This window comes from Microbacterium sp. Root280D1 (assembly GCF_001428975.1).
Lineage (GTDB): Bacteria > Actinomycetota > Actinomycetes > Actinomycetales > Microbacteriaceae > Microbacterium.
The window spans coordinates 630,059-656,760 of sequence record NZ_LMJK01000003.1 but is presented as its reverse complement, the minus strand read 5'-3'; the positions used below and the strand labels follow the sequence as shown (position 1 = coordinate 656,760).

The 26,702-nt window shown below is 69.2% G+C and carries 29 protein-coding genes; 11 read left to right on the top strand and 18 right to left on the bottom strand.

The features are described from left to right. Positions 1-12 precede the first annotated feature (12 nt). A complete protein-coding gene (locus tag ASE34_RS15695; RefSeq protein WP_056279967.1) occupies positions 13-1,647 on the bottom strand; it encodes a TIGR04028 family ABC transporter substrate-binding protein in 1,635 nt (544 codons plus the stop codon). A 164-nt stretch (positions 1,648-1,811) separates the two neighbouring features. After that, positions 1,812-3,242, bottom strand: a complete 1,431-nt coding sequence (locus ASE34_RS15690) for an NtaA/DmoA family FMN-dependent monooxygenase (protein ID WP_082586681.1) — start codon at positions 3,240-3,242, stop codon at positions 1,812-1,814. Between the two features lie 340 nt (positions 3,243-3,582). Between ASE34_RS15690 and ASE34_RS15685 the strand changes: the two genes are divergently transcribed. Together ASE34_RS15685 and ASE34_RS15680 are read left to right on the top strand one after the other, a co-directional pair. Further along, positions 3,583-4,578 (top strand): Gfo/Idh/MocA family protein, encoded by a 996-nt coding sequence (locus ASE34_RS15685; RefSeq protein WP_056279965.1) that lies wholly within the window; start codon positions 3,583-3,585, stop codon positions 4,576-4,578. Then, entirely contained in the window at positions 4,571-5,581 is a 1,011-nt protein-coding gene (locus ASE34_RS15680) for an NYN domain-containing protein (RefSeq protein WP_053097157.1), read from the top strand. Before ASE34_RS15685 ends, ASE34_RS15680 begins: the two co-directional genes overlap by 8 nt. A 21-nt stretch (positions 5,582-5,602) precedes the next feature. Here ASE34_RS15680 and ASE34_RS15675 read toward each other — a convergent pair whose 3' ends face one another. The 8 genes from ASE34_RS15675 to ASE34_RS15640 form a co-directional block, all read right to left on the bottom strand. Beyond that, positions 5,603-5,896 (bottom strand): Dabb family protein, encoded by a 294-nt coding sequence (locus ASE34_RS15675; protein ID WP_053097158.1) that lies wholly within the window; start codon positions 5,894-5,896, stop codon positions 5,603-5,605. Further along, complete coding sequence (locus ASE34_RS15670) at positions 5,893-6,918, bottom strand: sugar phosphate isomerase/epimerase family protein (RefSeq protein ID WP_056279963.1); 1,026 nt, start codon at positions 6,916-6,918, stop codon at positions 5,893-5,895. Before ASE34_RS15670 ends, ASE34_RS15675 begins: the two co-directional genes overlap by 4 nt. A gap of 27 nt (positions 6,919-6,945) precedes the next feature. Continuing rightward, the gene (locus tag ASE34_RS15665; RefSeq protein ID WP_056279961.1) at positions 6,946-7,797 is read right to left on the bottom strand and encodes a sugar phosphate isomerase/epimerase family protein; all 852 of its coding nucleotides are present in this window, start codon (positions 7,795-7,797) and stop codon (positions 6,946-6,948) included. An 83-nt stretch (positions 7,798-7,880) separates the two neighbouring features. After that, positions 7,881-9,077, bottom strand: coding sequence for a substrate-binding domain-containing protein (locus ASE34_RS15660; RefSeq protein WP_372984213.1), 1,197 nt, complete (start codon positions 9,075-9,077; stop codon positions 7,881-7,883). 14 nt (positions 9,078-9,091) lie between these two features. Next, positions 9,092-10,141 carry an ABC transporter permease gene (locus ASE34_RS15655; RefSeq protein ID WP_056279958.1) on the bottom strand — a complete coding sequence of 350 codons (1,050 nt, stop codon included), beginning with the start codon at positions 10,139-10,141 and terminating at the stop codon, positions 9,092-9,094. Continuing rightward, the gene (locus ASE34_RS15650; RefSeq protein ID WP_056279956.1) at positions 10,138-11,220 is read right to left on the bottom strand and encodes an ABC transporter permease; all 1,083 of its coding nucleotides are present in this window, start codon (positions 11,218-11,220) and stop codon (positions 10,138-10,140) included. The genes ASE34_RS15655 and ASE34_RS15650 overlap by 4 nt, the downstream gene beginning before the upstream one ends. Continuing rightward, positions 11,217-12,725, bottom strand: a complete 1,509-nt coding sequence (locus ASE34_RS15645; RefSeq protein ID WP_053099192.1) for a sugar ABC transporter ATP-binding protein — start codon at positions 12,723-12,725, stop codon at positions 11,217-11,219. Before ASE34_RS15645 ends, ASE34_RS15650 begins: the two co-directional genes overlap by 4 nt. Continuing rightward, positions 12,722-13,831, bottom strand: a complete 1,110-nt coding sequence (locus ASE34_RS15640) for a Gfo/Idh/MocA family protein (protein WP_053097173.1) — start codon at positions 13,829-13,831, stop codon at positions 12,722-12,724. Before ASE34_RS15640 ends, ASE34_RS15645 begins: the two co-directional genes overlap by 4 nt. A gap of 112 nt (positions 13,832-13,943) precedes the next feature. Between ASE34_RS15640 and ASE34_RS15635 the strand changes: the two genes are divergently transcribed. After that, positions 13,944-15,140, top strand: coding sequence for an ROK family transcriptional regulator (locus ASE34_RS15635; RefSeq protein WP_056279954.1), 1,197 nt, complete (start codon positions 13,944-13,946; stop codon positions 15,138-15,140). 29 nt (positions 15,141-15,169) lie between these two features. Here ASE34_RS15635 and ASE34_RS15630 read toward each other — a convergent pair whose 3' ends face one another. Beyond that, positions 15,170-16,309: a Gfo/Idh/MocA family protein gene (locus ASE34_RS15630; RefSeq protein ID WP_056279952.1), complete on the bottom strand. Its 1,140-nt coding sequence runs from the start codon at positions 16,307-16,309 to the stop codon at positions 15,170-15,172. Then, the gene (locus tag ASE34_RS15625) at positions 16,309-17,115 is read right to left on the bottom strand and encodes a sugar phosphate isomerase/epimerase family protein (RefSeq protein WP_056279950.1); all 807 of its coding nucleotides are present in this window, start codon (positions 17,113-17,115) and stop codon (positions 16,309-16,311) included. The genes ASE34_RS15630 and ASE34_RS15625 overlap by 1 nt, the downstream gene beginning before the upstream one ends. Before the next feature lie 109 nt (positions 17,116-17,224). Between ASE34_RS15625 and ASE34_RS15620 the strand changes: the two genes are divergently transcribed. Genes ASE34_RS15620 through ASE34_RS15610 form a run of 3 tightly spaced genes read left to right on the top strand, consistent with a single transcriptional unit; the run spans position 17,225 to position 19,458 of the window. Continuing rightward, complete coding sequence (locus ASE34_RS15620; protein WP_056279948.1) at positions 17,225-17,836, top strand: TetR/AcrR family transcriptional regulator; 612 nt, start codon at positions 17,225-17,227, stop codon at positions 17,834-17,836. 9 nt (positions 17,837-17,845) lie between these two features. Beyond that, on the top strand, positions 17,846-18,475 hold the full coding sequence (locus ASE34_RS15615; RefSeq protein ID WP_053097179.1) for a DUF4166 domain-containing protein: 630 nt from the start codon (positions 17,846-17,848) through the stop codon (positions 18,473-18,475). Between the two features lie 8 nt (positions 18,476-18,483). Next, positions 18,484-19,458 carry an epimerase gene (locus tag ASE34_RS15610; protein WP_056280306.1) on the top strand — a complete coding sequence of 325 codons (975 nt, stop codon included), beginning with the start codon at positions 18,484-18,486 and terminating at the stop codon, positions 19,456-19,458. Here the strand turns inward: ASE34_RS15610 and ASE34_RS15605 are convergent. From ASE34_RS15605 to ASE34_RS15595, 3 genes are read right to left on the bottom strand one after another with little or no spacing between them, the layout of a single operon-like run. Beyond that, positions 19,455-19,853, bottom strand: a complete 399-nt coding sequence (locus tag ASE34_RS15605; RefSeq protein ID WP_056279945.1) for a PLDc N-terminal domain-containing protein — start codon at positions 19,851-19,853, stop codon at positions 19,455-19,457. The two genes, ASE34_RS15610 and ASE34_RS15605, sit on opposite strands and share 4 nt — an antisense overlap. A 38-nt stretch (positions 19,854-19,891) precedes the next feature. Next, positions 19,892-20,821, bottom strand: coding sequence for an aldo/keto reductase (locus ASE34_RS15600; RefSeq protein ID WP_056279943.1), 930 nt, complete (start codon positions 20,819-20,821; stop codon positions 19,892-19,894). 18 nt (positions 20,822-20,839) lie between these two features. Further along, entirely contained in the window at positions 20,840-21,049 is a 210-nt protein-coding gene (locus ASE34_RS15595) for a hypothetical protein (RefSeq protein WP_056279941.1), read from the bottom strand. 94 nt (positions 21,050-21,143) lie between these two features. Between ASE34_RS15595 and ASE34_RS15590 the strand changes: the two genes are divergently transcribed. The 3 genes from ASE34_RS15590 to ASE34_RS15580 are packed head-to-tail and all read left to right on the top strand — an operon-like array spanning position 21,144 to position 22,622. Further along, positions 21,144-21,521 (top strand): helix-turn-helix domain-containing protein, encoded by a 378-nt coding sequence (locus ASE34_RS15590; RefSeq protein ID WP_232224461.1) that lies wholly within the window; start codon positions 21,144-21,146, stop codon positions 21,519-21,521. A gap of 22 nt (positions 21,522-21,543) precedes the next feature. Continuing rightward, complete coding sequence (locus ASE34_RS15585; RefSeq protein ID WP_082297859.1) at positions 21,544-21,984, top strand: ImmA/IrrE family metallo-endopeptidase; 441 nt, start codon at positions 21,544-21,546, stop codon at positions 21,982-21,984. Positions 21,985-22,019: 35 nt separating this feature from the next. Further along, a complete protein-coding gene (locus ASE34_RS15580; protein ID WP_056279940.1) occupies positions 22,020-22,622 on the top strand; it encodes a GNAT family N-acetyltransferase in 603 nt (200 codons plus the stop codon). On the opposite strand, the gene ASE34_RS15575 is transcribed toward ASE34_RS15580, so the two are convergent. Beyond that, positions 22,623-22,853 (bottom strand): hypothetical protein, encoded by a 231-nt coding sequence (locus ASE34_RS15575; RefSeq protein ID WP_150115093.1) that lies wholly within the window; start codon positions 22,851-22,853, stop codon positions 22,623-22,625. A 78-nt stretch (positions 22,854-22,931) separates the two neighbouring features. On the opposite strand from ASE34_RS15575, the gene ASE34_RS15570 reads away from it, so the two are divergent. Continuing rightward, on the top strand, positions 22,932-23,543 hold the full coding sequence (locus ASE34_RS15570; protein ID WP_056279938.1) for a flavodoxin family protein: 612 nt from the start codon (positions 22,932-22,934) through the stop codon (positions 23,541-23,543). Position 23,544: 1 nt separating this feature from the next. Here the strand turns inward: ASE34_RS15570 and ASE34_RS15565 are convergent, their stop codons facing one another. Then, positions 23,545-23,877, bottom strand: coding sequence for a hypothetical protein (locus ASE34_RS15565; RefSeq protein WP_053097194.1), 333 nt, complete (start codon positions 23,875-23,877; stop codon positions 23,545-23,547). 27 nt (positions 23,878-23,904) lie between these two features. Next, the gene (locus tag ASE34_RS15560; protein WP_056279936.1) at positions 23,905-24,948 is read right to left on the bottom strand and encodes a hypothetical protein; all 1,044 of its coding nucleotides are present in this window, start codon (positions 24,946-24,948) and stop codon (positions 23,905-23,907) included. Between the two features lie 72 nt (positions 24,949-25,020). On the opposite strand from ASE34_RS15560, the gene pgi reads away from it, so the two are divergent. After that, positions 25,021-26,700, top strand: coding sequence for a glucose-6-phosphate isomerase (gene pgi, locus ASE34_RS15555; protein WP_056279934.1), 1,680 nt, complete (start codon positions 25,021-25,023; stop codon positions 26,698-26,700). Positions 26,701-26,702: the final 2 nt, after the last annotated feature.

Below are 26,702 nucleotides of genomic sequence, written 5' to 3'. Positions count from 1 at the left end.
TCTCAGTCATGCTCAGTGCTCGGCGAGCCAGACGCCCGAGAAGGTGGGGCGACCGACCGACTCGAAGTCCACGCCGTGCACGTAGGTGGCGGCGCCGTAGACCTGCGGCTCCTCGAACAGCGGGATGACGTAGGCCTGCTCGGCGATGTAGTCCTGCACGGCCTGCGAGGCCGCCGCTCGCTTCTCGGTGTCCGGCTCCGAGGCGACCGCCTCGAGCAGGGCGTCGAGCTCGGCGTCGTTCGAGATCAGCGCGTCACGGTTCTTCGTGTAGTACTGGCTCTTGATCACGTCGAAGTCGGCGCGGCCGACCATCGAGTGGTAGAAGCCCGTCTTGAGCGGGTCACGGGTGTCCTCGGCATACGACCCGGCATCCGCCGGCTTGACCGTGAGCTCCACGCCGACCTTCGCGAGCTGCTGGGCGACGAGCTCGAGCGTCTGCTTCGACAGCGGCTGCGGTGCGGCCTCGTACACGGTGATCGCGAGGCGCTCGCCGTCCTTCTCGCGGATGCCGTCGGCCCCGGCCGTCCAGCCCGCCTCGTCGAGCAGCTTCTCGGCCTTGTCGGGGTCGTATGCGTAGTGCTCAGACTCGTCCTTGTATCCGAGCGCCTCCTGCGACAGCACCGAGGTCGCGACGGGGTAGTTCTCGGTGAACAGGGTGTCGACGACCTCCTGGGCGTCGACCGCGGCGACGAGCGCCTGACGCACCCTGATGTCGCTCAGCAGCGGGTTCTCGGGACGCAGCGAGATGGAGTTGTTCACGCCACGGGTCTGCGGTGCGTACAGCGTGAAGCCCGCGCTCTCGACCCGGTCCTCGTCGAAGGCCTGCACGTAGCGGACGTAGTCGGCCTGACCCGCGAGCAGCGATCCGATGCGCACGGAGTCCTCGGGGGTGACGAGCACGTGCACGGCGTCGACGTACGGACGGCCCTGGTTCTCGGCGCTCTCCGGCGCCCACGCGTAGTCCTCGCGGGCGGTGAGGGTGAACTCTGTGCCCAGCTTCTCGTCGGTGAGGGTGAAAGGCCCGGCGCCGATGATCTCCTCGGCGTTGCCCGCTCCGAAGTCCTCGATGGTGCCGTCGAGCGTCTCGGGCGAGAGCAGGCCGGAGTTGATGGTCGACGTCGCCTGCAGGAACCCGGGGGCCGGGGCCGAGAAGCGGAAGGTGACCGTGTCGTCGTCGACGACCTCGCTCGAGGCGTAGTTGTTGATCGCCTCGGAGACCGTGAGGCCGCGCTCGGGGTCGCCGAGGCCGTACGTGTCGAAGTTCTTCGCCACGGCCGCGGCGTCCAGCGGCGTCCCGTCCGAGAAGGTGACGTCGGGTCGCAGGTCGAACGTGTACTCGGTGGCGTCGTCGTTCACGGTCCAGGCCGAGGCGATCCACGGCTCGATCTCGAGCGAGTCGGGGTTCTGCCACGTCAGGCGCGCGGCGATGTTGTTGACCACGCCTCCGTTCGGGTAGAACCCGGCCTGCGGCGGGTAGAGGTTCGTGAAGGTCTGGTGCTCCAGATAGGTCAGCGTTCCCCCGGTGACGGGGTCGCCCGCGTCGGCGGAGGCGCCGCTCGGGGCCGGCGAGGACGCGCAGGCGGCGAGTCCCGCCGCGAGGACGAGCGGAAGCGCGACGGCGGCTGCGCGGATGAGACGGCGGTTCATGCGGGTCCTCCTGGACGGGATGCTGTGGTTCGGTGTGCGGGTGAACGTCACGCTAGGGACTCTCACGGTCGTGACGCGAATGGGGTCGTCATGTGCGGACCCGGCCTGTCACGAGGCGTCATGACGGGTCACCAGACGCAATCCGATGTAATGGATGACGCGGTTCAGCGGACGAGAAGCGATGATGCGGCACGCTGCTCGCTGCCGACCTCGACGCCGACGCCGACGCCGACGCCGAGACGGTCCCGCAGCGGGGTGGGCGCTCCGTCGCTGCGACCGAGCAGGCCCCGTCGACGCAGTTCGGGCGCGGCGAGGCGGGTGAAGGCCTCGAACTGTGCGGGCTGGAACGCGGAGAGCACGTTGAACCCGTCGGCTGCACCCTGGTCGCGCCAGGTCTCGAAGTGGTCCGCGATCGTCGCGGCGTCGCCGACCACGAATGCGGCGGGCACGGCATGGGCCGCGACGAGGTGGCGCCAGGTCAGCGCCGTCTCGCCGTCATCCCCGACGCGGAGTCCGGCGATGAGTCGCAGGCGCTCGATCAGCGCCTGCCCTGCCTCCCCGAGGCGCCCGGCCTGATCGCGGGTCACGACCTCGTCGAAGCCGGCGGAACGCAGCGGTTCGTCGGCGCCGACGCCCAGGGCGTCGGCCAGCGCGACGACCGATCTGTTCGCGGGGAATGCCGTGCGGGACGACTGATGCCCCTCGTCGAGCGGGACGAGCGCGAGCAGCCGTTCGACGATGCGGTGAGCGTCGGCATCCGTCGGTGCGACCACAGGAAGCACGGGCGCGATCACCGCCAGCCCCTCGGGCGCGCGGCCTGATCGGAGCGCGATGTCGCGCAGCTGCCGCCGGGTGGCGATCGCATCGGCGATGTTCGGGGCGGCGATGAGCGCGAGGTCGGCCTCGGTCGCGGCGAGCGCGCGCGACCGCGGCGAAGTGCCCGCGTGCACGAGAGGGATCCGCCCCTGCGGGGGGCGGGCGACGTTCAGCGGTCCGGAGACGCGCACGTGCTCGCCCCGGAGGTCCGCACCCCGGAGCCCGTCCGGGTCGATGAGCACGCCGCGTGCGGCATCCGCGATCCAGGCGTCCTCGCTCCACGAGTCCCACAGACGGCGCAGGGCGACGACGAACTCCTCGGCGCGGTCGTATCGGCTCTCGTTGTCGGCGTGCGCTTCGCGACCGTGGTTGCCCGCGGCTCGTGGCTCGGCTCCGGTGACGAGGTTGACGCCGGCGCGACCGCCTGTCAGCAGGTCGAGGGATGCGAGCGAGCGCGCCGTCGCATACGGATCGGCGTAGGTCGTGTTCACCGTCGCGATGAGGCCGATGCGAGAGGTGACCCCGGCGAGGTACAGCACGGCGCTCACCGGGTCGATCCGCGCGAGCAGGTACGGGTCGCGGAATTCGAGGTCCGGCCCGGTGGCCAGCCAATCACCGAAGAACAGGTAGTCGAGCCCCGCGTCCTCTCCCTCTCGCGCGATGCGACGGAGGATCTCGGCATCGGCCGAGGGGTCGCGATGCGCGCCCGGCTGACGCCAGCCGGAGGGATACGCGCCGAGAGTGCGCACCATGGCGCCGATGATGAGGGGTTCGGTCATGCACCCGAAAGTATGAGCGAGCTCGGCAGCGGGCCAATCGGCGGGGAAGCGCAGCGAAACGGATCGCAACACGGCGACACATCCTCCCCGAGTGTCGGAGCCCGATCGGAGGATGGGACCATGACCTCGACCTCCTCCCCCGCGCTCTGGGCACCGCGGTGCTGACCGCATGACCGAGTTCGCCACGAAGCGCCTGTCGGCCGGGCTGGAGGATCCGAGCGATCTGATCGCCGACCTCGACCGCGCGTTCGCGCTCGTCTGAACGGCATCCGTTCCGGCCGCCCCCGGATGCCCTGGTCTGAACACCCCGTGCTCAGCCTCCACCCCCTACGCTGAGATGATGACTGGTCTTCGTTGGGGAATCCTCGCGACCGGCGGCATCGCCGGCGCGTTCGCATCCGATCTGCGCACCGCCGGGCTCGATCTCGTGGCGGTCGGCTCGCGCTCGCAGGAATCGGCCGACGCCTTCGCCGCCCGCTTCGACATCCCGCGCGCGCATCCCTCGTACGAGGCGCTCGTCGCCGACCCCGAGGTCGACATCATCTACGTCTCGACCCCGCACCCGATGCATCATGAGAATGCCCGCCTCGCGCTCGAAGCCGGCAAGCACGTGCTGGTCGAGAAGGCGTTCACCCTCAACCACTCGGAGGCGGAGGACCTGCAGCGTCTGGCCGCCGACCGGGGTCTGCTCGCGATGGAGGCGATGTGGACGCGCTACCTGCCGCACATGGCCCGCATCCGCGAGATCATCGCCGCCGGGACCCTCGGTGAGATCCGCGCCGTGAGCGCCGACCACACCCAGCTGCTCCCCTCCGACCCCGAGCACCGCCTCAACGCCCTCGAGCTCGGCGGCGGTGCCCTCCTCGACCTCGGGATCTACCCGATCTCCTTCGTGTGGGACATCCTCGGCGCCCCGACCGGCATCCACGCCGTCGGGCGCCTGATCGAGACCGGAGCGGATGCCGAGGTCGCCACCGTCATGACCCACGACGGCGGAGCGATCTCGACGACGCTCTCGTCGTCGCGTGCCGCGGGCCCCAACGCGGCGAGCATCATCGGCACGACGGCGCGCATCGACCTCGACCGCGTCTGGTACACCCCCACCACGTTCCGCGTCGTGCAGCCGGACGGCACGGTCGTCGAGGAGTACGTGTCGGAGGTCGACGGTCGCGGCATGCAGTACCAGGCCCTCGCGGCCGAGCGCCTCGTGGGCGACGGCGTGCTCGAGGGCGACATCCTGCCGATCGCCGAGAGCGTCGCGATCATGGGCACCCTCGACGAGATCCGCGCGCAGATCGGCGTGCGCTACCCGCGCGAAGGAGTGAACCATGGCTGAGGCCACCGACGCCCGCGTCGCCGTCTACCTGGACTTCGACAACATCGTCATCTCCTGGTACGACCGTGTGCACGGACGGAACGCCTATGGCAAGGACCGCCAGCGGATCACCGAGAACCCGACCGATCCGGAGGTCACGGAGCGGCTGTCCCGCGCCATGATCGAGGTCGGCGCGATCATCGACTACGCGGCCTCCTTCGGCACGCTCGTGCTCACCCGGGCGTACGCCGACTGGTCGTCGCCCGTGAACGCGGTCTACCGGTCGCAGCTCGTGGCCCGCGCCGTCGACCTCGTGCAGCTGTTCCCGGCCGCCGCCTACGCGAAGAACGGCGCGGACATCCGCCTCGCCGTCGACGCGGTCGAGGACATGTTCCGTCTGCCCGACCTCACGCACGTCGTGATCGTCGCCGGAGACAGCGACTACGTCCCGCTCGCACAGCGCTGCAAGCGTCTGGGTCGCTACGTCATCGGCGTCGGCGTCGCGGGGTCCACCGCGAAGTCCCTCGCCGCCGCGTGCGACGAGTTCGAGGCGTACGACTCGCTTCCCGGTGTGGTGCGCCCGAGCAAGACCGCGCCCGCGCCCGTCGTCACCGTTCCCGAGGTCGCCGTCGAGCCTGTGGCCGAGCCGGCCGCCGAGCCCGCCGCGAAGGCCAAGTCGCGACCGCCGACGAAGGCCGCCAAGGCGAAGGCCGCCGCAGCGGCGGCGACCGCTGCGGCACCGTCGTCGTCCGCGAAGCTCGACGAGCACGGAGAGGGCACCGAGCAGGGCGAGGCGACGGAGCTGCTGCATCGCGCGCTGCGCCTCGGGCACGACAAGGCCGATGCCGACGAGTGGCTGCACAGCTCGGCGGTGAAGACGCACATGCGTCGCATGGACCCGTCGTTCAGCGAGAAGGCCCTCGGCTACCGCTCGTTCTCGGACTTCCTCAAGTCGCGCGAGAGCATCGCGGAGCTCGAGGAGACCGGCCACGAGCGCCTGGTGAAGCTGCGCGACTCGGTCTGATCCGCGCCGCCGGTCACGTCGTCACTCCTCGAAGTCATACTCCTGGAACGCCGCGACCTCGGGCACCCAGCGTTCCGAGACGAACGCGGTGTGCGCGGGGTGCGCGTCGTAGGAGCGGTACGCATCGCGGTCGCGGAACACCATCGAGAACTGATGCTCGAGGTCGCTCTTCGGGCTCACCTGGCGACGGATCGTGAAGTCCTCGACACCGGGGATCGACGTGAGCACCGCTCTGCCCGTCGCGAGGAACTCGCGCTCCTCGGGGCTGCCCGCCTCGTGCACGAGGCGGAAGACGACGGTGTGCTGGATGGTCATGCGGGATCTCCGGTCTGCTGGCTGCTGAAGGCGGCGTCGAACGCGGCGGTGGGCGCGGGCCAGAGCAGCGACCGCACGTAGGCGAGGGCCTCCGGCGCGCCGTGCAGGCGGTCCATTCCCGCGTCCTCCCATTCGATCGAGATGGGGCCGTCGTATCCGATCGCCTCGAGCGCGCGGAACGCGTCCTCCCAGGGCACGTCGCCGTGGCCGGTCGAGACGAAGTCCCACCCGCGTCGGGGGTCGCCCCACGGCAGATGCGATCCGAGCACGCCCGCACGCCCGTTGTGCGGTCGCATCCGGGTGTCCTTGCAGTCCACGTGGTAGATCCGGTCGGCGAAGTCGACGATGAACCCGACGGGATCGATGTTCTGCCACATCATGTGCGACGGGTCCCAGTTGAATCCGAACGCCCCGCGGTGGTCGATCGCCTCCAGCGCCCGCACGGACGACCAGTAGTCGTAGGCGATCTCACCGGGGTGCACTTCGTGCGCGAACCGCACGCCCTCGCCGTCGAACACGTCGAGGATCGGGTTCCAGCGCGCGGCGAAGTCCTCGAACCCGCCTTCGATGACGGATGCCGGTACCGGCGGGAACATCGCCACATAGGGCCAGATCGATGAGCCGGTGAATCCGACGACGGTGTCGACGTCGAGCTTGCGCGCGACCCGCGCCGCCCGCTTCATGTCGTCCGCCGCACGGGCGCGCACGCCCTCGGAGTCGCCGTCGCCCCACACGTAGTCGCGCAGGATCGCCTGGTGACGGAAGTCTATGGGGGCGTCGCACACCGCCTGGCCCGCGAGATGGTTCGAGATCGCGAAGATCTGCAGACCGTGCCGGTCGAGGATCTCGCGGCGCGAGGCGACGTAGGCGTCGTCCTCGTCGGCTCGCCGCAGGTCGAGATGGTCGCCGGATGCTGCGACCTCGAGGCCGTCGTATCCCCACTCGGCCGCCAGCCGGGCGACCTCCTCGAACGGCAGATCGGCCCACTGGCCGGTGAACAGGGTGACCGGGTGCGTGGTCATGGACACTCCTTCGTATCGCGTGACGGGTCAGGTGCCGAGCGCTCTCAGCGCCTGGATGCTGCGGGCCGCGAGCTCGTCCTGGCTCGCCGCGAGTGGTCGCCAGACGGATGCGGCGACGGCTATCGTCGCGTTCTCGCCCGTGAAGCTCTCCAGCCCGAGCGGCCCTCGATAGTCCGCATCGTCGAGGGCACGGAGGATCTCCGGCCAGTCCGTGTGGTCGTCGCCCACGGCGCCCCGATCGCTGCCGCACACCTGCACGTGCGCGATCGCCGAGCCCGCCGCGCGGATGGCCTCCGCGGGCTTCTTCTCCTCGATGTTCAGGTGGTAGGTGTCGAGCGCGAGCCCGACGCCTGCGCCGAGCAGCGGTGCGAGCGCGTCGAGGCTCTGCTCGACCGTGTTGAGCACGCTCGTCTCGTAGCGGTTGAGCGGTTCGACGGCCAGGGTGATCCCGGCGGAGGCGGCCTCGGCCGCGACCGGCTCGAGGTTCGTGCGCAGCTCGCGCACCACTCGCGAACGGTCCTCGACGGACATCCGCCAGGTAGCCCCGGTGGGTGCGTAGAAGGGACCGGCGACGACCGCGGAGCCGAGCGTCGCGGCCGCCACGATGCACGAGCGCAGGTAGTCCTGTGTGGCCCCGACATCACCGGCCTGCGCGAGCAGCGAGCGCCGCGGGCCCATGGCCCCGACGACGATCGAAGCGAGGCCGAGGTCGTCGAGCACGTCGCGGGCTCGCGACGGATCCCAGTCCCCGACGCTCTCGAGCGGAAGCTCGAGCGCCTGATACCCCATCCCCGCCGCCTTCCGCGCGAGCGGCTCGAGAGTCGCGTCGGTCAGTGGAGACGTCCACACCCACGTGTTGACGGCGATCGTGCGAGGCATCCTGCTCCTTCGGGGATGACGCGAGTGCTCCCACCCTCCCATCCGCGAGGCGCAGAGGGGAAGGGTGGGAGCATCACCGCGGGTTACGGGATCTGGCGTTCCTGCCAGACGGTCGGGTAACCGGGAAGGTTCTCCCCGCCGAACTTCGCGTAGTGCCCGTCCGGCATTCCCTCGTTGGCGGCGAGGTAGTCGTCGAGCTCTGCTTCGGTGATCGGCTTCTGCGGGAGCACCCACTCCTTCGGAACCTCTTCGCCGGCGAAGATCATCTGCGCGGCGAGCAGCGGCGTGCGCCACTGGAAGTTCGAGTACACCGGGGCAAGGCCCGTGAGACCCGTGTCCTTCCACTTGCGGAGGAAGCTCATCTCGTCCTCGCCGGTCATCACCGGGTAGTCGGCGCCGGCATCTTCGAAGGCTTCGATCGCGGCGACAGCGCCGTCACCGGCATCCATCCAGATTCCCTGCACGTCGCCCTTGGCGAGCTCGTCGCTGATGATGCTCTTGATCTCCGCGGGGTCGGCGCCCGTGAAGTAGTCCACGGCCTCGATCCCCGCCTCGTCGAAGAGCTTCTCCGCAGCGGCCCACCGGTGCTCGAGCACGTCGACTCCGGGGAGGATGCGCAGCGCCACGACCTTGTCGCCCTCTTCGAGGTTGTCGATGAGGAACTCGGCCGTGTCGATGCCCCACGCGAATCCGCCGATCGGGTGGATGAACGTGACCGGGCAGTCGGTGTCGACGCCGCGGTCGAACACGATCACCGGCTTGCCGGTCTCGCATGCGCGCTCGACGGCCGGCGTCATCGCCGCGGTGCTGTTGGGCGAGATGAGGAAGACGTCGCAGCCGCCCTCGGAGATGAAGTAGTCGATGTCGGCGATCTGCGTGTCATCCGAGTCCTGCGCGTCGCGGGTCTCCATCTCGCTGATCGCACCGGCCTCCTGCAGTGACTTGAGCTGCTCGTTCATCGTGATCCAGCCCGTCTGCCGCCACGGGTTCGAGATCGAGGCGTTCGCGAAGCAGGCCTTCTTGGGCCCCTCGCTGGCGAACTCCGACGTGTCGACCATCTCGGCGTTGATGTGCTGGAGATACGGCTCGGTCGCCGGCCCCTGGGGCTCGACACCCCGCTCCTCCATCTGCTTGTCGAACAGCTCCTGGTCGAACCATTCGGTGGTCTCGGTCGACTCCTCCGGGTTCTCCGACTCCGCCGGCGCCACGGACGGGTCTGTCGTACACCCGGCGAGCGCGATGAGGCCGAAGAGAGCCACCCCTGCGGTGGCGATCTTCATCGATCGTCGCATTGCTAATCTCCTCTGGTTTCTGTGTGGATGGTGCTGGTTGTTACGGGTTCTGAGGTCTCTGTGAGCGGAACGTCCGGAGACGACTGCGGGCCTCGCCGGCGCCGTGCCCGGAAGGCGACCGCGGAGTACGCCACTGCGGCGATGATGATCACGCCCTGCACGGCGTCTCGCAGCGTCGAAGGGACCCCCGCGATGTTCAGCAGCATGAAGAGGGCCTCGAGCGCGAAGGCTCCCGCCGCCGCCGCGACGATCCATCCCCGGCCTCCGCCGAGCACGACCCCGCCGAGGACGACGGCGGTGATGGCGACGAACTCGTAGCCGCGGCCGACCGAGGGATGCACCCCGGCGTACCCGACGAGCAGCACGGCGGAGAGCGTGGCCGAGAGCGACGAGATCACGAACGCCCGTGTCGTCACCCAGGCGCTGCGCGCCCCGGCGAAGTCGACCGCGGTCGAGTTGTCGCCGACCGCGATGAGGAGCTTGCCGAGCGGGCGCTTGGTGATCCAGATGCCCAGCGCGAGCCACCCGATCAGGATGAACACCGCCCAGGGGATGAACTCGAGCACCGGCACGTCACGGATGCCGCCACGGCCGATCTCGCGGAAGCTGTCAGCCGGGTTGCCCGTGGCCGCTCCCCCGGTCCACCACATGACGCCGCCGAGAAGGGCGAGCATCATGCCCAGCGTGACGATGAAGGAGGGCACCTTGAGCAGCGTGGTGATGACGCCGTTCACGAGTCCGACGACCACCCCGAAGACGATCATGAGCAGCAGCACGGGCACGGTCCGGGAGTCGTCCTGCCCGACGAGGTTGCCGGCGACGATCACCTGCGCGGTGATCAGCGAGCCCTGCGACAGGTCGAACTCGCCCGCGATGATGACGAAGTACTGGCCGATCGCGACGATGGCGATCGGTGCGACGCGCTGGATGAACCTCATGAACTGCCCCGGCTCCGCGAAGCTCGGGTTGAGGATCATGACGGCGACGAGCAGGATCACCAGCAGCAGGAACACCGCGCCCCGAGGGCTCACGAGTGTGCGCAGAGCGTTCACGACCGGCCTCCTTCCGCCACGGTGCTCGTATCGGCGAGTTCGGATGCTGCGGCCGCCATCTCGGACTCGGCCGCCTTGGCGGCGTCGTCTCCCCCGGTTCTCGTGCCGCCGGCGCCGAAGCGCGGACGGCGACTGACGATCGACCGACGACTGTAGACGGCCACCGCGGCGACGATCACCACGCCGCGGACGACGTCCTTCAGGAACGGGTTGACCTGCATGACGCTCATCACGTTGTCGACGACCGCGAGGATCGCGACACCGCCGATCGCACCCCAGATCGAACCGCGTCCGCCGAGCAGCAGGGTGCCTCCGAGCACGACGGCTGCGATCGACAGCAGCGCGTAGCCGCCCTGCTGCCCGACCGTGGGACTGCCGACGCCGAGACGGCTGGCGAGCAGCAGGCCGGCGAGGCCCGCGAAGACGGAGCACAGCACGTGCGCGGCGATCAGCGGCGGGCGGGTGCGCACCCCCGACAGGCGCGCGATCTCGGGGTCGCCGCCGACCGCATACAGGTGGGCGCCGGTGCGCGTGCGGTTCAGCAGCAGCCAGACGACGACGGCGAGCGCGATCATGATGATCGTCGACACCGGCACGGGCCCGACGCCGGTGGCGCCGATGAGCTGGAACTCCCACGGCACGCTGCCCGCCGAGCCCTCGAAGTTGGTGTTCAGGATCCCCTGCAGGATCAGCCCCACGCCGAGCGTCGCGATGAACCCGTTGACCTTCAGCACGGTGACGATGAGTCCGTTGACCAGACCGATCCCGGCGCAGACGAGCAGAGTGATCGAGACCGCGGCCGGGATGTTCCCGGGGTTGCCGTTCATGATCGTCGCCGCCAGGAGGCTCGACAGACTCACGACGTAGGTCACCGACAGGTCGAGCGACGCGCCCAGCACCACGAGGGTCTGCCCGATCGCGACGAGCCCGAGGACGCTCATGCCGGTGAGGATGTCGCGGATGTTGCCGGGACTGAAGAAGTTGCGACCGACGGTGCCGACGAGGATGGCGCCGACGATGAGCGTCAGGATGAGGATCCCGAGGACGATGACGGTCGAGTCGATCCGAAGTCTCTTCATCGTGCACCCCCGTCGACCGTCGCGCCCGTGGCTGCGCCGAGGATCTCGTGCTCCGCGGAACCCGCCGGCAGCTCGGCGACCAGCTCGCCGTCGTGCATCACGAGAATCCGATCGCTCATGCCGATCACCTCCGGCAGCTCGCTCGACACCATCAGCACCGCCTTGCCCTGTGCCGCGAGGTCGCGCATGAGCTGGTACACCGCGTACTTCGCACCGACGTCGATACCGCGGGTCGGCTCGTCGAAGAGCACGATCTGCGGCTGTGTGAGCAGCCACTTGGCGAGCACGACCTTCTGCTGGTTGCCGCCCGAGAGGAAGCGCACCTCCTGGTCGAGACCGCGGGAGCTGATCTCCAGCGAGCTGAGCACCCCCGGCACCTCTCGACGGGACGAGGCGGTGCGAGCGGTGAAGACGCTGCGGATCACGAGCAGGGTGTTGTCGAGCACCGACTGCCCGAGCGCCAGTCCCTGGGCCTTGCGATCCTCCGAGACGAGGGCGAGTCCCGCGCGCACCGCCGCCCTGGCGCTCGTGATGCGCGTCGATGAGCCGTCGACCCGCATCGAGCCCCGCACGAACGGGTCGATGCCGAAGATCCCCTCGACCAGTTCGGTGCGTCCGGACCCCTGGAGCCCGGCGATCCCGACGATCTCCCCGGCGCGGAGGGTGAGCGAGACGCCGTCGACGAAGGCGTTGCCGCAGCCGTCGAGCTCGAGCCGCGGCTCGCCGACGACGGTGCCGGCCACGGCATCCGGGTAGTACGACTGGATGGATCGGCCGACCATTCGGCGCACGAGTTCGTCGGTCGTCAGGGCGCTCGTCTCATCGGTCGAGACCAGAGCGCCGTCTTTGAGGATCGTGATGCGGTCGCACAGGTCGAAGATCTCCTTGAGCCGGTGCGAGACGTAGATCACCGCCACCCCGCGAGACGTGAGCCGGCGGATGATCGCGTACAGCAGCTCGACCTCGCGGTCGCTCAGCGCGGCGGTGGGCTCATCCATCGAGATGACCTGCGCCTCGAACGACAGCGCCTTGACGATCTCGACGATCTGCTGCTCGGCGACGGTCAGCGAACCGACCCGGGCCTGCGGGTCGATGAACGAGACGCCGAGGTCGGCGAGGAGCTCGCCGGTGCGACGGATCATCGCCTTCTGATCGACGAAGCCGCCGCGTCGGGGCTCACGTCCGAGATACACGTTCTGCGCGACCGTGCGCTCGGGCAGCAGCGTGAACTCCTGGAAGACGGTCACGATGCCGTCATCCATCGCCTGCCGCGGGTGTGCGTGCCGCACCTCCGCGCCGCGGTAGCGCACCACGCCGTCGTCGGCGGGCTGCACCCCGGCGATGATCTTCATGAGCGTGGACTTGCCCGCGCCGTTCTCGCCGACGAGTCCGTGCACCTCCCCCGGACGCACATCGAAGTCGATGCCCTTCAGCACCTCCACTCCGAAGAACGACTTGCGGATGCCCGAGACCTCGAGCACCGGCTGTGTGATCGTCGCGGTCATGCCGCCACCTCCGTCCATCGTCCGTCCGCGGCCGCCGAGGCGAGGACCGCCTCGGTGAGCACCGCCGAGCGGACACCGTCCTCGAACGTGGGCAGCCCGTCGGGGGTCGCGCCGCCGATCGCCGCATACACGTCGGCGATGAAGCCGTTGAACGCGTCCTGATAGCCCATGGCATGCCCCGAGGGCACCCGCTGCAGACGAGCCGAGTCGGGCGATGCGGTGGAGGGGTCGCGCAGCAGCAGCCGGGACTCCTCTCGCATGCCGATCCACAGCTCCTCCGGGCGTTCCTGCTCGAAGCGCAGGGTCTGCCTGGTCCCGTGGAGTTCGAGAGTCAGGGCGTTCTTGCGTCCGGCGGCCATCTGCGAGACGAGCAGGGTGCCGAGGGCACCGGACTCGGTCTCGACGAGGATCGCGACGATGTCCTCCGTGTCGACCGCCCGTCCGGCTCGCTCGGCGAACACCCGGCGGGTGCGGGCGCTCAGCGACCGGATCCGCTGGCCCGTCACGAACTCGATGAGGTCGCAGAGGTGCGAGCCGATGTCGGCGAACGCCCGTGATGCCCCGCCGGATGCCGACCGCACCCGCCAGTCATCGTCCGTGGAGAGGAGCATCCAGTCCTGCAGGTACGAGCAGTCGAGGGTGAGGAGCTCCCCGATGCCGCCCAGGGCGACGCGGGCCCGCGCCTCCCGCACCATCGGGTGGTAGCGGTAGACGAAGGGAACCGCGGTGACGCGGCCGAGAGACCCGGCGACCCGTGCGAGTTCACGGGCGTCCGCCGCGTTCGTGGCGAGGGGCTTCTCGCAGATGACATGCTTGCCGGCTTCGAGCGCGCGCAGCGCAAGTCCGGCGTGCGTGGCGTTGGGGGTGCAGATGTGGACGACGTCGATGTCATCGGCCGCGAGGAGAGCGGCGGCATCGGCCTCAGCACGCACGGCGCCGAGTTCGTCCGCGGCCTGACGCCCGCCCGCGAGGGAGCCGGTGGCGACGGCGCGGAACTCGCCTCCCGCGTCCCTGGCCGCGGTGCGATGCACGCGAGCCATGAATCCCCCGCCGAGGATGCCGACTCGGATCGTCCCGAGACCGGTGTCTGTGACATCCGTTGTCATGGCGGTGAGTCTGACACGGCTCCTCGACTTTTGCTAGGTATTCGTCAAAAGTTCTTCGTAACGAATCGGAAGTCGACCGAGCGGTGGCGCAAGTCTGTGGTTTACTGACGCAATGGTCGACGCACTCCGCACCGCCGCGGCGGCGAATCCCGGGGCGGGCGAGATCTTCCAGATCCTTCGCGACGGCACCGCCCGCACCAAAGCCGAGCTCGCGACCATCACGGGTCTCGCGCGGTCGACCGTCGCGCTGCGGGTCGATGCCCTGCTCGCCGCCGACCTGCTGCGACCGGCAGGCGAGGCGGTCTCGACGGGCGGCCGACCGCCTGCGCGACTCGCCTTCAACTCCCGTGCCGGAGTCGTGCTCGCCGTCGACCTCGGTGCCACTCACGCCACCAGTGCCGTCGCCGATCTCGCCGGCGTGATCCTCGACTCGCGCACCCGCACGATCGACATCGGCGACGGGCCCGAGAGCCTCCTCGATCTGATCCTCGACGATGCGGGCGCTCTCCTCGAGGCCTCCCGCGCTGCCGGCATCCCGCTGCTCGGGGTGGGCATCGGCGTGCCGGGTCCCGTCGAGCATTCGACCGGGCGACCGACCAACCCGCCGATCATGCCCGGCTGGGACCGCTTCGACATCCCCGCCTACGTGCAGCGCACGTTCGACGTGCCGGTGCTCGTCGACAACGACGTGAACATCCTCGCGCTCGGCGAGCAGGCCACCACGTGGCCGCACGTCGATGACCTCGTGTTCGTGAAGGTCTCGACCGGCATCGGGTCCGGCATCATCGCCGGCGGACAGCTGCAGCGCGGCGCGCAGGGATCGGCCGGCGATCTGGGGCACGTCCAGGTGCCGAGCGGCGCAGGCTCGACGAGGGAGCCCGGCGACGAGCGCGACCTCGAAGCGCTCGCGAGCGGGTCGGCGCTGGCCGCAGCTCTGCGGGAGGCCGGGCTTGCGGCGCACAGTCCCGCAGATGTGGTCGACCTCGTCCGCTCGGGCAATGCCGCTGCGATCGAGGCGACCCGTCAGGCCGGCCGAGATGTCGGCGAGGTGCTCGCGACCGTCGTCAATCTGCTCAACCCGTCGATCATCGTGCTGGGCGGCAGCATCGCCCGCGCCGGCGAGCACCTTCTCGCCGGGGTGCGCGAGGTCGTCTATCGACGATCCATCCCCCTGGCGACCCAGCACCTCGCCATCGTGCAGTCGCAGGCGGGTGACCGGGCCGCCGTGCTGGGCGCCGCGATCATGGTCGCCCGCGAGGTGCTCTCACCCGCGAACGTCGACCGCTATGTGGCGACGAAGGCGCGCTGACCGCACCGCCGCCGCCACAGCGGCTGACCTCAGAGAGTCGCCTCGAAGGGATCGAAGTCGGCATCCAGCGAGCCCACCTCGTCGATCGTGCTCTCGACCTGCACGAAGCTGCGCGATTCGGCGGCCTCTTCGATCGACAGCAGCGTGTCGAGCACGTGATAGCCGAATTCCCCCGTGGCGACATGCGTCCGGCCGGCGGCGATCGACCGCGCCATGTCCAGCAGACCGACGCCGCGTCCCGAGAGCACGCCCTCCTGCTCGACGTCGACGACGTCCTGCACGGTCGGTTCCGGCGGCACGAACACGCGGGACAGCGGTCGCGTGATCGTGATCGGTCCGCCGAACGTGTTGGGGTCGGGGATCACGATCGTGCCCTCGGTGCCCGTGATCTCGACGATGCCCTGGCGCAGCAGAGGTGAGTCGGTGCTGTAGAGGCTCTGCGCCTGTCCGCCCTGCTCGAAGTCCATCAGCACGCTCAGCGTCGACGGGATCTCGACCGGGAACTCCTGTCCGGCGAGCTCTCCCACCTGCACCGTGCGCGTCGGAGCACCCTGGAGTCCGAGGGCTGCGACGGCCGCCACCGGACCGAACACGTGCACGAGCGCCGAGACGTAGTACGGCCCCATGTCGAGCAGCGGACCCGCACCCTTGGCATACAGGAACGCGGGGTTCGGATGGAAGATCTCCGGCCCCTGCCACTGGAACGTGGTCTGGGCGAAGAGGGGACGACCGATGTCGCCGCGGGCGATCGCGCGCTTCGCGGTCTGCACGCCGGGTCCGAGCACGGTGTCGGGGGCGACGCCGACACGGAGACCGGCGGCCTCCGCCCTCTGCAGCAGGCGCTGCGACTCGTCGCGGCTGACGCCGATCGGCTTCTCCGTCCACACGTGCTTGCCGGCGGCGAGGATCGCCTCCGACACCTCGACGTGCACGGAGGGGATCGTCAGGTTCACGACGATGTCGATCTCGGGGTCGTTCAGCACGAGCTCGACACCGCCCGCGCGAGGAACGCCGTACTTCTCGGCCTGCGCCTTCGCGCGGTCCTCGAGCAGATCGCCGACGGCGATCACGCGCACGTCGGGGAAGGTCGTGAGGTTCGACAGATACTGGTCGCTGATGTTGCCCGCGCCGATGATCCCGACGCCGACGGGTCCGTTGCCGATCGCCATCAGCCGGCGACCTTCTCGTCGAGGTAGACGCGGCTGCGCTCGACCGCATCCCAGAGGTCGCCGTCGAAGTGGTCGAACTCGACGATCGCGAGCTCGAGAGCGGGGGCGGCCGCGATGGCCTCGATGAGCGGCACGGTGCCCTCGCCGGCTGCCACCTGATCGGCGGGCGGGTAGGCGCTCAGGAGCGCGGGATCGAGCGTGCCGTCCTTGGCGTGCACCGCGATCACGCGGTCCCCGAGGCGCTGCAGCAGGGCGACCGGGTCGACCCCGCCGCGTGCGACCCAGTAGAGGTCGACCTCGAGCACGACACGCTCGTCGAGCAGGCCGGCGAGCACCTCGAGTCCGGTGACGCCGTCGAAGACGGCCTCGAGCTCATGGGCGTGGTTGTGGTAGCCGACGCGCACGTCGACGGTCGCGCCGACGGCGGCCGCCTCGTTGAGCAGGCGCGCGGTCTGCTCGATCTGATCGATCGACTCCCAGCGCGCGGGCTCCGTGTAGGGGTCGATGACGGTGCCCATGCCGAGCACCTTCGCCGCGGCGAACACCTCGGCGGGCGACGGCACCGGAAGAGTGGTTCCACTGCCGTCCGGGTTGACGAACGACTCGGAGGCGAGGAACGCGTGGCCGGAGGGAGCGGTCAGGCCCGCCGCAGACAGGGCGTCGGCGAGCGGCTGAGCCCGGCGCACGAAGTCGTAGGGCTCGACGGCCGTGAAGCCTCTGGCGGCCACCTCTTTCAGCGAGCCTTCGAGGTCGGTCTCGAGCTGATCCTTGATCGTGAACAGCTGGATGGAAGTCTGAATCGCCACGGGGTCTCCTTCGGTCGTCGGTGACGTGCGGGCTGCCTTCACCCGTCTGTCCGAGCACGCTATCACCAAATACCTCCGCGCGGAAGTTTTCAATCTGTAGACTCGCCTCATGAGTCAGGATCAGGATCGCCCGCGGCAGCGCGGTGCCTACGCGAAGGGCATCGCCCGTCGCCAGGAGATCCTCGATCGCGCCATCGAGGTCTTCGCCGCACGCGGAGCCGACCGCACGAGCCTCCGCTCCATCGCCAGTGCCGTCGGCGTCACTCACGCGGCCCTCACCCACTACTTCGGGTCGCTGGAGGAGCTGCTCGTCGCGGTCTACCAGGAGAGCACGGCGCCCGGTCGCCAACAGCCCGACGCCCTCCCGGCCGAGGCGACGCCGGTCGAGCGGATGATCGAGTCCGCGCGCACCAACCGCGAGGTCCCCGGGCTCGTCCAGCTCTACTCCATGCTCGTCGCGACCGCACTCGAAGAAGGGCACCCGGCTGCCCGCGAGTTCGCGACGACGCGCTTCGCGCGGTTGCGCACAGACATGGCCGCGCTCGTGCGAGAACAGCAGGACACGGGTCTCATACGCGAGGACGTGGATGCCGAGGCCGTCGCCGCCCTGGTCGTGGCCGCCTCCGACGGCCTGCAGACGCAGTGGCTCCTCGACGACACCGCGCCGCAGCATGAGGCACTCGCCCTGCTCGATCGACTGCTGCGTCCGACCTCTCGCTAGGGTGAGGGTGTGACAGCACCCGGCACTGATCGACGGTCGCCCTACGAGCGCGCGCTCGGCGAACGCATCTCGGAACTCCACCCGAAGACCGCCTGGTATTTCCGCACCATCCCCGACGGGCATGTCGGAGTCGGCACGGGCGTGTTCACGAGCGCGGGCTCGCGCCATCGCTGGTTGTGGCCGGTGTTCCGCATCGCGGAATCCCTCGGAGTCGCGTTCGCCGGATGGGAACACGACGTCCCGTTCCGCATCGAGAACCGCACGGTCGCGGGCGAGGCGCTGGCCGTCAGGCACTTCGATCTCCCAGGACGCACCTGGGTCATGCCCGACGTCGTCTCCCTCGGCGCGAACCGCATCCTCCGCAACGAGATCGGCCCCCGTCGCACGGTCGTCACGACCTTCGACATCGACGTGCGTGACGGTGCCGTCGTGCTGACCATCCGCCGGGTCGGGATGCGGTTCGGGCGGCTGCGCATCACCGCTCCGCGCTTCCTGAGTCCGCGCATCGGTCTCGTCGAGCGCTGGGACGAACAGCGCGAGCGGCACCACGTGAACATGACCATCGACGCCCCGCTGCTCGGCCGCGTCTACGAGTACACGGGATTCTTCGAGTACGCGATCGAGAGCGAGACCCCGTGACGGATCCGATGCCCCGCTCCGCAGGACCCGTCGTGATCGGCGGATCGACCGGCTTCATGGGGCAGTACCTGATCCCCCGTCTGCGGTCAGCGGGGCGGGAGGTGATCACCGTCTCGCGATCCGGCGCCGACATCTCCTGGGGAGACCAGGCGGCGATCGATCGGGCCGTCGACGGTGCGTCGCTCGTGATCGGCCTGGCGGGCAAGAGCGTGAACTGCCGCTATACGCCCGAGAACCGCGCCGCGATCTTCCGCTCGCGGCTCGACACGACCTCGTCGCTGAGCTCCGCCATCGCGAAGGCCGCGAATCCTCCCCCACTGTGGGTCAACTCCTCGACGGCGACCGTCTACCGTCATGCCGAAGAGCGTCCGATGACCGAGTCGTCGGGCGAGATCGGCACGGGGTTCTCCGTCGAGGTGGCCAAGGCGTGGGAGCGCGCGTTGTTCGCGGACGACCTCCCCCGGACGCGGCGGGTGGCCCTGCGCAGTGCGATCGTGCTCGGCCACGGCGGCGTGCTCGGCCCGCTGAAGAACCTGGCACGACTCGGCCTCGGAGGGGCGCAGCACGACGGGCGCTGGCCGATCAGCCGCGCACGCCGCGCCGCGGGCACGGGCCACCGCCCCGGCGCACGCCGCGGACGACAGCGGTTCAGCTGGGTGCACGTCGAGGACGTCGCCCGCATCATCGATTTCCTCGAGGTCACGCCGACCCTCGACGGGCCCGTGAACGCCGCATCTCCGAATCCGACCGACAACGCCGACTTCATGGCCACCGTGCGGCGGTTGCTGGAGGTGCGCGTCGGTCCGCCGATGCCTCGGTGGATGCTCGAGCTCGGCGCCATCGGCATCCGCACCGAGACCGAGCTGATCCTCAAGAGCCGGTGGGTCATCCCCGAGAAGCTGACGCTCGCCGGGTTCGAGTTCGCGTATCCCCACCTCGAAGACGCCCTGCGGGAGTCCTTCGATCTCGAGCGCGTCGGCTAGCTCGACGTGTCCGCGGCCCCGCTCGACGACGCGTCGCCCTCGTCTCGCCGGCGCTTCTCGATCTCCTGACGCAGCCGCCACTCCTCGATCTCACGATCGAGATCCGCGATCTGCTGCTCCGTGCTGCGAGCGTCGACCGGCGGGGCCTGGCGTAGCTCGGGTCGGCGGGTCGCGGGGCGCGCAGCCGGCCGCATCCGGGGCAGCCGCAGACCCGCCTCCGAGTACTCCCTGCCGATCGCGAACCACAGCAGACCGCCGATCAGCGGCAGGAGGATCACGATGATGATCCACGCCATCTTCGGCAGGAATCTCACCTGCGCGTCGTCTCGGCGGATGATGTCGACCAGCGCGCCGATCATCAGCGCGATGACGAGGAGCGAGAACAGGAACGGCATGTGTTCAGGGTAGACGACGCCCGCGTCTCGCGCGCCTGCTACGGGAGCAGGTGACCCGCCGCGCGGAAGAGCTCGTACCACTCGGCGCGCGTGAGCTCGATGTCGGCGCCGGCAGCGGCATCCTGCACCCGCTGCGGGGTCGTGGTTCCGAGCACGACCTGCATCTTCGCGGGGTGACGCGTGATCCACGCCGTCGCGATCGCGATCGGTGCGACCGCGTACGACGCAGCCAGCCGATCGATCACGGCGTTGAGCTCGGCATACTCGGGGTTGCAGAGGAACACCCCCGTGAAGAAGCCGCCCTGGAAGGGCGACCATGCCTGGATCGTGATGCCGTTGATGCGGCAGTACTCGACGATGCCTCCGCCGTCGCGGACGATGCTCTGGTCCTCGCCTGCCATGTTCGCGGCGACCGGCTGCGCGAGGATCGGCGCGTGCGTGATCGACAGCTGCAGCTGATTGGCGACCAGGGGCTGAGTGACCGCGGTGCGCAGGAGGTCGATCTGCCGCGGCGTGTGGTTCGAGACGCCGAACGAGCGGACCTTGCCTGCGGCCTCGAGCTCGTCGAACGCCCTGGCGACCTCCTCGGGCTCGACCAGCGCGTCGGGGCGGTGCAGCAGGAGAACGTCGATGTGGTCTGTGCGAAGCGCCGCGAGCGACCCCTCGACCTGGCGGACGATGTGCTCGTATGAGAAGTCGAACGTGCCCTCGGCGGGGTGGATGCCGCACTTGGTCTGCAGCACGATCTCGTCGCGCTCGGCGGCCGTGAGGTCCAGCGCATCGGCGAAGCGGCTTTCGCAGAAGTGCATGCTGCCGCCGTAGATGTCGGCATGATCGAAGAAGTCGATGCCGGCATTGCGGGCGGTGTCGTACAGTTCGCGGATCTGCGCATCATCCTTGTCATCGATGCGCATCATTCCGGCGACGACGGCGGGGGCTGTGGCGGATCCGAAGGGGATGGTCTTCATACCCCCACGCTAGTGCGGTCAGGGCGTGAGCCGTGCGACCGATATGTCGAGCGCCTGCGCGATGTCGGCCAGATCGGCCACGGTGAAGTCGGCCTCACCCGCGAGCTTCCTGCGGAGCGCTGCGCGGGCGATTCCCGCTCGATCGGAGAGCCAGGGTGCGTCCCGGCCCCCGCGACGCAGTTCTTCTTCGATCGCATTCGCCACCGCACGTCGCACATCTGTCGTCATTCATAGACAGTATCGCCGCATACGGGGTGCGACAAGCGTTCAGCGCACCAGTATGACGGCATCCTGGCTTCATGCCGGTGCTATCGTGACTCACGTGAAGACACCGGGCGAGCAGTTCAATGCGGCGGTAGGCCGCCAGCTCCGCGCCGAGATCGCCGCCGCCGGAAGCAGCATCGCCGCGATGGCGCGCGAGGTCGGCATCGCGAGGAGCGCTCTCGACAACTACGTCACGGGCAAGCGCTCGATCCCGGTTCCCATCCTGTACGCGGTCAGCGCGGCCCTCGACATCGCACCGCACGTGGTGATCACGCGTGCCGAAGAGCGGCTCCGTTCCGAGGGCTTCCGCGGCGGCGCCACGATCACCGCCCTGCACCCCCGCACCGATGTCCGTGGTCGACGCCAGGATGAATCCGAAGTCGCGTTCGAGTCTCCTCTCGCGCACGCTGACGACACCGACGATCTCTACGACTGACGACCACCCGGCGAGGAGGATCATGGAGGCCCTCCTTCGCCTGCTCGAAGAGAACGGGCTGCACCTCATCGAACGTCGAGGTCGGCGCCCCGGCGGCTACGAACCGCACACCGCGACCATCCGGGTCACCCCCGGTCTCAGCGCGAGGGCCACATCCAGCGTGATCGCGCACGAGCTCGGGCACGCGATGCTCGGTCACACCCCCACCGCGGATTCGTCGATCCGCGCGCGACAGGAGCGCCGAGCAGATGAGTGGGCGGCCCGACTGCTGATCGACGCCGACGCGTACGCCGAGGCCGAGAGAGCGCGAGGCACCCACCCCGCCAGCCTCGCCTTCGAGCTGGGAGTGACCGTCGAGCTCGTGACCGCCTATCGACGGCTGCTGCGTCGCGTCGGGGACACCACGTACGTCGGCGCGAGGATGGGGCGGGGCCAATGGGAGCATCGCGCCCCGATCGTGTGACATGGCGCCGGGCGCGGCGCTGATTGAATGGCTGCATGACCTTCCGCACCGCTCCGGCCCCGATCACCCTCACCGGCCGCCTCGTCGAACTCCGACCTCTGGAGACGTCTCATCACGACGGCCTCCTCGATGCGCTGCTCGAGGGTGAGCTGTGGAAGCAGGCGTGGTACACCTCGGTGCCCTCCCCCGACGGGCTCGCCGCCGAGATCGACCGTCGGATCGGCCTGATCGACACCGGTGGGATGATCCCGTTCACCGCGTTCGACGCCGAAGGACGGATCCTCGGCCTCACGTCCTATTACGACCTGGAGGCCGACGTCCCCCGGCTGCACATCGGCTACACCTGGAATCGCCCGTCGGCCCACGGCACCGGCACCAACGCCGAGTCGAAGCTGCTGCTGCTCCGGCACGCGTTCGAGGACCTCGGCGTGTTCCGTGTGGGCCTGACGACGCAGTGGGTCAACTTCCAGTCGCGGGCGGCGATCGAACGTCTGGGAGCGAAGCAGGACGGTGTCATGCGCGCGATGAGCCGATACCGCAACGGCGCGCTGCGCGACAGCGTCGAGTTCTCGATCATCGAGCCCGAGTGGCCCGCGGTGAAGGCCAACCTCGAGGCGAGGCTGGCCAGACGCGCCTGACTACTCGGTGGCGTTGCCCGACCAGTTGTCCTTGCGACGGGTGGCCGAGCCGCTGGCGCGCATCACGAACGCGAGCGACAGACTCACGATGAGCAGGCCGGCGATGAAGACGATCGCCTGGAAGTCCTCGAGCGACTGCGCGAGCCCCATGAGCCAGATGCCTCCGAGGAAGAGGATCATGAAGAAGATGAAGCTGAGGATCACGGGATCTCCTGTCGTAGCGGCCGTCATCCAGGATACCGCCTAGCGCACACGCGGCAGCGACGGAACCCCCTGGGCGATCGCCCGCGGGGGTGATTGCGTGCAGGGATGAGCACACGACTGACTGCCCTCGCCATCTCCTGCACCCTCAAGCCGTCTCCCGCGGAATCGAGCAGCGACCTCCTGGGGTCCCAGATCCTGCAAGCTCTCGCGGAGCACGGAGTCGCCGGCCAGCTGGTGCGCGCCGTCGATCACTCGATCAGTCCCGGCGTCGAGACCGACATGGGCGAAGGCGATGAATGGCCGACTCTGCGCGAGCAGGTGCTGGCGGCCGACATCCTCGTGTTCCTGACCCCCACCTGGATGGGCCAGCACTCGAGTGTCGCGCAGCGGGTGCTGGAACGCCTCGACGCCGAACTGAGCGAGACCGACGATGCGGGTCGACCGATCCTGTTCGACAAGGTCGCGATCGCCGGAATCGTCGGCAACGAGGATGGAGCCCACCACATCGCCGCGATCCTGTTCCAGGCGCTGAACGACGTCGGGTACTCGCTGCCCGCCCAGTCGTCGATCTACTGGAACGGCGAGGCGATGCAGACCATCGACTACAAGGATCTGTCCACGACCCCTGAGAAGGTCGCGCAGGCCACGGCGACGGCAGTGCGCAATGCCGTGCACCTGGCCCGCAGTCTCCAGGCAGACGGATACCCCGCGGAGTAGTTCAGGACTTCGGCGCGCTCCCGCTGTCAGCCTTCGGCTGCACGTAGTCGTCGATCACGAGCTCGCCCGTCGCGTTGAGAGCGCGCATCATCTCTTCGATGCGCGCCTTCTCGATGTTGTGCGGGTCCGGAGAGGTGAAGAGGAACTGCAGCGGGATCGCCGGGTGCATCCAGACGGTGAGACGGCCGGGGTCGCCGCCTTCGCGAGGATGCCAGGTCATCATGAAGCTCTCCTGGCGACGGAGCTTCGTGCCGACGATGACCTTCAGATGAGCGAGCGTCTCGTCGTCGATGAGGATCGGCTCCGAAGTGCCGTCATATCGCAGTCTTCCCATGAAGGAAACCGTACCCCGACGCGCGTGTCATCGAGTACTCGCGTGCGCGCTCTGGCGCGGCGAGAACGTCACAACCTCATCACGGCGCGAACGCTCCACGTCGAGCCCTGCGAGCTCGAGTCGTCGGAAGACCCGACGCGGAAGCACGGGCAGTTCGGCCGTGCGGCCCGACGGCGGCTTCGCGAGCCCGGTGATCAGCGAGAGATCGACGCCCGCGCCGCGCACCTCGATGCGGGCGTAGTCCGATCGCGTCCGCCAGACGAGGTGCTGCAGCTGCCGGAAGGGGATGCGGTGGGTCGCGTTTCCGGCGCGGATGCGCAGGTCGTCATCGCCGAACGCGACGCTGCAGGACAGCGTCCGTCGCCTCAGCACGGCGCGGAGCGTCAGATAGACCGGCAGTCCGACGACCGCGCCCGTGAGGATGATCGCGAGGCGGGCGCCCATGTGCATCACCGCGTCGTCGAATGCGATGAGCAGCACGGTGCCCGCGGTGCCGACGACGAGGACCACCGCCACGATGGCGACCGTCAGCGCCCGCATGCGCAGGTCGATGGCGGAGAACTGGACGTGGGATCCGTCGCCGTTCTCGTCACGCTCCCATTCGGGTGCGACAGGAGGCGGGCGCCTGAGGGCATCACGCCGTCCGATGCGGTCCGTGAGGCGCGACAGAAGGCCCAGCCAGATCCATCCCGCGGCGGGACCGGCGGCGATCTGCAGCACGACGATGACCGCCCGCACGGGTTCGGGCAGGCCGGCGAGCAGCTCGCTCCCGGCGTCGATCACGACGATCATCACAGCCGTCAGCACCACGGCGACACCGAGGTGCACGGCGACGCCGGCGCGCACCGGGCGCATGTCCATCGTCGCGTTGACGAAGGAGAAGGCGATGCTCCAGCCGCCGAGCAGCATGAGCAGGAACGGGAAGAAGCTCAGGTCGTCGCCCGCGATCGTCCACACCGTCGCGGCCACCAGCAGGAGCACTCCCCACGCGAGCGGAGCCCGCACGAGCCGGCGACCGATCTCGCGCCGCAGCCTCCGCTCCGAGGTCGTCGTGGGCGCGGTGTCGGTCATCGCCCCCATCCTAGAGCGAGGCCGGACGTCATCACGGGGTCACGACGTCGCGTGCGGCAGTACCGTGGATCCATGACCGCTCCTGTTGATCCGACACTCACTCCCGCCTGGTCCGAACTCGCCGCGCTGCGCGAGTCGATCACCGCCGATCTGCGAGGCTGGTTCGCCGCGGATGCCGACCGTGCGGAGCGATTCTCGTTCCCGCTCGCAGACCTCCACGTCGACCTGTCGAAGAACCTCGTCACCGACGACGTTCTCGCAGCGCTTCTGCGCCTCGCCGAGCAGACGGGAGTCGCCGAGCGATACGCCGCGATGCTCCAGGGAAGCCACCTCAACACGTCCGAGGACCGCGCCGTGCTGCACACGGCACTGCGTCGACCGGCCGACTCCTCCCCCGCGCTCGTCGTCGACGGACAGGACGTGGATGCCGACGTGCAGGCCGTGCTCGACGCACTCAGCGCTTTCGCCAGCAGAGTTCGCTCCGGAGAGTGGCTCGGCATCACCGGACAGCGCGTCACCCACGTCGTCAACATCGGCATCGGCGGCTCCGACCTCGGGCCCGTCATGGTCTACGAGGCGCTCAAGCCCTATGCGGATGCCGGGATCGAGGCGCGGTTCGTGTCGAACATCGATCCCACCGACCTCGCGCAGAAGACCGCGGACCTCGACCCCGAGACGACCCTCTTCATCGTCGCGTCCAAGACCTTCACCACCCTCGAGACGCTCACCAACGCCCGCCTGGCGCGCGATTGGCTGTGGGCCGGACTCCAGGCCTCGGGAGCCATCTCCGACGACGAGGACGCCCGCACCGACGCCGTCGCGCACCACTTCGTGGCGGTGTCGACCGCCCTCGACAAGGTCGCGGCCTTCGGGATCGATCCGGCGAACGCCTTCGGATTCTGGGACTGGGTCGGCGGCCGCTACTCGGTCGACTCCGCGATCGGCCTGTCGCTCGCGATCGCGCTCGGACCCGATACCTTCCGCGATCTGCTGGCCGGCTTCCATGCGGTCGACGAGCACGTGCGCACCACGCCTCTCGAGCGCAACGTCCCGGTGCTGATGGGTCTGCTCAACGTCTGGTACGTCAACTTCCACGGCGCGCAGTCGCATGCGGTGCTGCCCTACGCACAGCAGCTGAGCCGGTTCCCGGCCTACCTGCAGCAGCTGACGATGGAGTCCAACGGCAAGTCGGTCCGCTGGGACGGCACCCCGGTCACCACCGACACCGGCGAGGTGTTCTGGGGAGAGCCCGGAACCAACGGCCAGCACGCGTTCTACCAGCTCATCCATCAGGGCACCCGGCTGATTCCGGCCGACTTCATCGCGTTCGTGAACCCGGCCTACCCTCTGACCGACGGCGGGCAGGACGTGCACGAGCTGTTCCTGGCGAACTTCCTCGCGCAGACGAAGGCTCTGGCCTTCGGCAAGACCGCCGCAGAGGTCGAGGCCGAGGGAACCACCGGAGCGCTCGTCGCGGCACGCACGTTCGCCGGCAACCGCCCGACGACCTCGATCTTCGCAGCCGCGCTGACACCGCAGGTGCTCGGTCAGCTGATCGCCCTGTACGAGCACATCACGTTCACGCAGGGCACGATCTGGGGCATCAACTCGTTCGACCAGTGGGGCGTCGAGCTGGGCAAGCAGCTCGCGATGCAGATCGCTCCGGCCATCGGCGGGGACGAGGCGGCCATCGACGCGCAGGACGCCTCCACGAAGGCGCTGCTCTCCTACTACCGCGCGAACCGGAAGTAGGC

Bases quoted from the DNA above. Each gene is read 5' to 3' on its own strand.
- ASE34_RS15695 (WP_056279967.1), bottom strand. From the start codon at position 1,647: ATGAACCGCCGTCTCATCCGCGCAGCCGCCGTCGCGCTTCCGCTCGTC.
- ASE34_RS15690 (WP_082586681.1), bottom strand. From the start codon at position 3,242: ATGACCGAACCCCTCATCATCGGCGCCATGGTGCGCACTCTCGGCGCG.
- ASE34_RS15685 (WP_056279965.1), top strand. From the start codon at position 3,583: ATGACTGGTCTTCGTTGGGGAATCCTCGCGACCGGCGGCATCGCCGGC.
- ASE34_RS15680 (WP_053097157.1), top strand. From the start codon at position 4,571: ATGGCTGAGGCCACCGACGCCCGCGTCGCCGTCTACCTGGACTTCGAC.
- ASE34_RS15675 (WP_053097158.1), bottom strand. From the start codon at position 5,896: ATGACCATCCAGCACACCGTCGTCTTCCGCCTCGTGCACGAGGCGGGC.
- ASE34_RS15670 (WP_056279963.1), bottom strand. From the start codon at position 6,918: ATGACCACGCACCCGGTCACCCTGTTCACCGGCCAGTGGGCCGATCTG.
- ASE34_RS15665 (WP_056279961.1), bottom strand. From the start codon at position 7,797: ATGCCTCGCACGATCGCCGTCAACACGTGGGTGTGGACGTCTCCACTG.
- ASE34_RS15660 (WP_372984213.1), bottom strand. From the start codon at position 9,077: ATGAAGATCGCCACCGCAGGGGTGGCTCTCTTCGGCCTCATCGCGCTC.
- ASE34_RS15650 (WP_056279956.1), bottom strand. From the start codon at position 11,220: ATGAAGAGACTTCGGATCGACTCGACCGTCATCGTCCTCGGGATCCTC.
- ASE34_RS15645 (WP_053099192.1), bottom strand. From the start codon at position 12,725: ATGACCGCGACGATCACACAGCCGGTGCTCGAGGTCTCGGGCATCCGC.
- ASE34_RS15640 (WP_053097173.1), bottom strand. From the start codon at position 13,831: ATGACAACGGATGTCACAGACACCGGTCTCGGGACGATCCGAGTCGGC.
- ASE34_RS15635 (WP_056279954.1), top strand. From the start codon at position 13,944: ATGGTCGACGCACTCCGCACCGCCGCGGCGGCGAATCCCGGGGCGGGC.
- ASE34_RS15630 (WP_056279952.1), bottom strand. From the start codon at position 16,309: ATGGCGATCGGCAACGGACCCGTCGGCGTCGGGATCATCGGCGCGGGC.
- ASE34_RS15620 (WP_056279948.1), top strand. From the start codon at position 17,225: ATGAGTCAGGATCAGGATCGCCCGCGGCAGCGCGGTGCCTACGCGAAG.
- ASE34_RS15610 (WP_056280306.1), top strand. From the start codon at position 18,484: ATGCCCCGCTCCGCAGGACCCGTCGTGATCGGCGGATCGACCGGCTTC.
- ASE34_RS15605 (WP_056279945.1), bottom strand. From the start codon at position 19,853: ATGCCGTTCCTGTTCTCGCTCCTCGTCATCGCGCTGATGATCGGCGCG.
- ASE34_RS15600 (WP_056279943.1), bottom strand. From the start codon at position 20,821: ATGAAGACCATCCCCTTCGGATCCGCCACAGCCCCCGCCGTCGTCGCC.
- ASE34_RS15595 (WP_056279941.1), bottom strand. From the start codon at position 21,049: ATGACGACAGATGTGCGACGTGCGGTGGCGAATGCGATCGAAGAAGAA.
- ASE34_RS15585 (WP_082297859.1), top strand. From the start codon at position 21,544: ATGGAGGCCCTCCTTCGCCTGCTCGAAGAGAACGGGCTGCACCTCATC.
- ASE34_RS15580 (WP_056279940.1), top strand. From the start codon at position 22,020: ATGACCTTCCGCACCGCTCCGGCCCCGATCACCCTCACCGGCCGCCTC.
- ASE34_RS15575 (WP_150115093.1), bottom strand. From the start codon at position 22,853: ATGACGGCCGCTACGACAGGAGATCCCGTGATCCTCAGCTTCATCTTC.
- ASE34_RS15570 (WP_056279938.1), top strand. From the start codon at position 22,932: ATGAGCACACGACTGACTGCCCTCGCCATCTCCTGCACCCTCAAGCCG.
- ASE34_RS15565 (WP_053097194.1), bottom strand. From the start codon at position 23,877: ATGGGAAGACTGCGATATGACGGCACTTCGGAGCCGATCCTCATCGAC.
- ASE34_RS15560 (WP_056279936.1), bottom strand. From the start codon at position 24,948: ATGACCGACACCGCGCCCACGACGACCTCGGAGCGGAGGCTGCGGCGC.
- pgi (WP_056279934.1), top strand. From the start codon at position 25,021: ATGACCGCTCCTGTTGATCCGACACTCACTCCCGCCTGGTCCGAACTC.